The sequence below is a fragment of the Bradyrhizobium sp. genome, from assembly GCF_016462955.1.
In the GTDB taxonomy this organism is placed as follows: domain Bacteria; phylum Pseudomonadota; class Alphaproteobacteria; order Rhizobiales; family Xanthobacteraceae; genus Bradyrhizobium.
The window spans coordinates 1-1,853 of sequence record NZ_JAEMSD010000829.1; the positions used below are offsets into that span (position 1 = coordinate 1).

A 1,853-nucleotide genomic window follows, 5' to 3' on the forward strand; every position below is an offset into this window, starting at 1 on the left:
TCACCCCACCCCGCTCGCGCGACGCGCGATCGACCCTCCCCCTCCAGGGGAGGGTAAGAAAGAGCGCAGGCTATTTTATCTTGAACTTGCTGTAGGCTTCGCTCGTCGCGATGATGACGTGCTCGGCGCAGCCGTTGACGCGATGCGGATCGGCCTGCGTCTCGTAGGCCTCGGACGTCATCATGTCGAGGAAGGCCGCAACGGACGGATAATAGACCAGCGCGACGAAGTCCCAATTGTTGCCGTCATGCGGACCGAGCGCAACCGTCTTGGCTTCGCCGGTCCAGAGCAACGTGCCGCCGCGCGCCCTGATCATCGGCACGGTGATCGCGCTGTAGCGCAGATACGCGTCCCAGCCGGACCCATCGCCGCCGCGCGAGCGCGCGTGGAAGCGCATCAGGTTCAGCATCACCACCGGCTGATTCGGATCGAGCCGCTCCAGCCCCTCGATGTTCAACATATTGACCGCCAATGGCACCTCCTCGGCTCAGGCCTGCATTGTAGCATTGCGGCTGCGTGACTTGTGCCATCCCGGCCATCCGGCGCAAGCTCGTTCGCAACGCCAATGACGACCGCTTCGCCCGCGCCAAAGGCCGCCAATCCGGCCAGCTGGCTCAACAACCAGCCTTATCTGCTGCTCAGCCTGACCTCGCTGTTCTGGGCGGGCAACATCGTGCTCGCGCGCCATGTCGGGGCGCATGTGCCGCCGCTGACGGTGACCACGATTCGCTGGTACGGCGTGTTCCTGATCCTGCTGCCGTTCGCCTGGCCGCATCTGAAGCGCGACTGGCCGGCCTTGCGCAAGAGCCTGCCGTTGATGCTGTTCCTGTCGCTGGTCGGCTTTGCCTTCAACAACGCGATCTCGTACTGGGCGATGCAATACACCGAGGCGCTGAACGCGCTGCTGATCCAGTCGGCGGGTCCGCTGTTCGTGGCGCTGTGGTCGCTGGTGCTGTTCGGCGTGCGACTGACCGGCGCGCAGCTCGGCGGCATCGCGATCTCGCTGCTCGGCGTGCTGATCATCATCCTGCGCGGCGAGCTCACCGCGCTCGCGAGCATCAGCTGCAACAGGGGCGACATCATGTTCGCCTCCTCGCTGGTCGCGTTCGGCCTCTACTCCGTGTTCATCCCGCGACGGCCGAAGATTCATCAGCTCTCCTTCCTGTCCTTTACCACCTGCTGCGGCGCGACGATGCTGCTGCCGACGGCGATCTGGGAGGCGGCCAGCGGCCGGGTGCTGCACCTGGACGCGATCACGCTGGCGACGCTGGGCTACATCCTGATCTTTCCCTCCACCCTCGCCTACCTCTTCTTCAACCGCGGCGTCGCGTTGATCGGGCCGAACCGGGCGGCGCCGTTCTTCCATCTGGTGCCGGTGTTCGGCTCGGCGATGGCGATCCTGCTGCTGGGCGAAAAGCTGCAGCCGTTCCACCTGATCGGCTATGCGATGGTGCTCGCCGGCGTCGTGCTCGCATCGCGGCAGGGCTCGGCGGCAAAGTAATTCCGCGCGACGGACGATGCACTCTCGTGTCCCGGACGCGGCGCAGCGCGAAGCGTTGCGACGCAGAGCCGGGACCCAGGCTGCCGCAAGCATGGGCCCCGGTTCAGCAGTGCACCACGCCGCCAAGAGCGGCGTGCTGCACCGCGCCCGGGGCGCGAAACTCATGTCTTCCGATCTTGATGAAGACAAGCTAGGTTCCCCGCCAACGAAAAAGAGGGAACGACCACACATGATTTTTTCAGCGTTGATTCGAAACCTGCGGACCGTCGGCGCGGCCGCGCTTGTCCTCACTGCGGCATCCACTGCTCAGGCCGACACCTATCCGAGCCGCAACATCACGCTGGTGCTGCCG

At 65.2% G+C, this 1,853-nt stretch carries 2 protein-coding genes and 1 pseudogene; 2 read left to right on the forward strand and 1 reads right to left on the reverse strand.

Annotation, left to right across the window (positions count from 1 at the left end):
• Positions 1-70: 70 nt before the first annotated feature.
• Positions 71-472 (reverse strand): DUF1330 domain-containing protein, encoded by a 402-nt coding sequence (locus JHD07_RS38910; RefSeq protein WP_291631871.1) that lies wholly within the window; start codon positions 470-472, stop codon positions 71-73.
• Positions 473-565: 93 nt separating this feature from the next.
• Here JHD07_RS38910 and JHD07_RS38915 point away from each other — a divergent pair, with 93 nt between their 5' ends.
• A complete protein-coding gene (locus JHD07_RS38915) occupies positions 566-1,501 on the forward strand; it encodes a DMT family transporter (RefSeq protein ID WP_291631873.1) in 936 nt (311 codons plus the stop codon).
• A gap of 91 nt (positions 1,502-1,592) precedes the next feature.
• Positions 1,593-1,853 (forward strand): annotated as a pseudogene (locus JHD07_RS38920) (hypothetical protein); the annotation flags it as partial.

Excerpts from the sequence above, each read along its gene's own strand:
- JHD07_RS38915 (WP_291631873.1), top strand. The coding sequence starts at position 566 with ATGACGACCGCTTCGCCCGCGCCAAAGGCCGCCAATCCGGCCAGCTGG.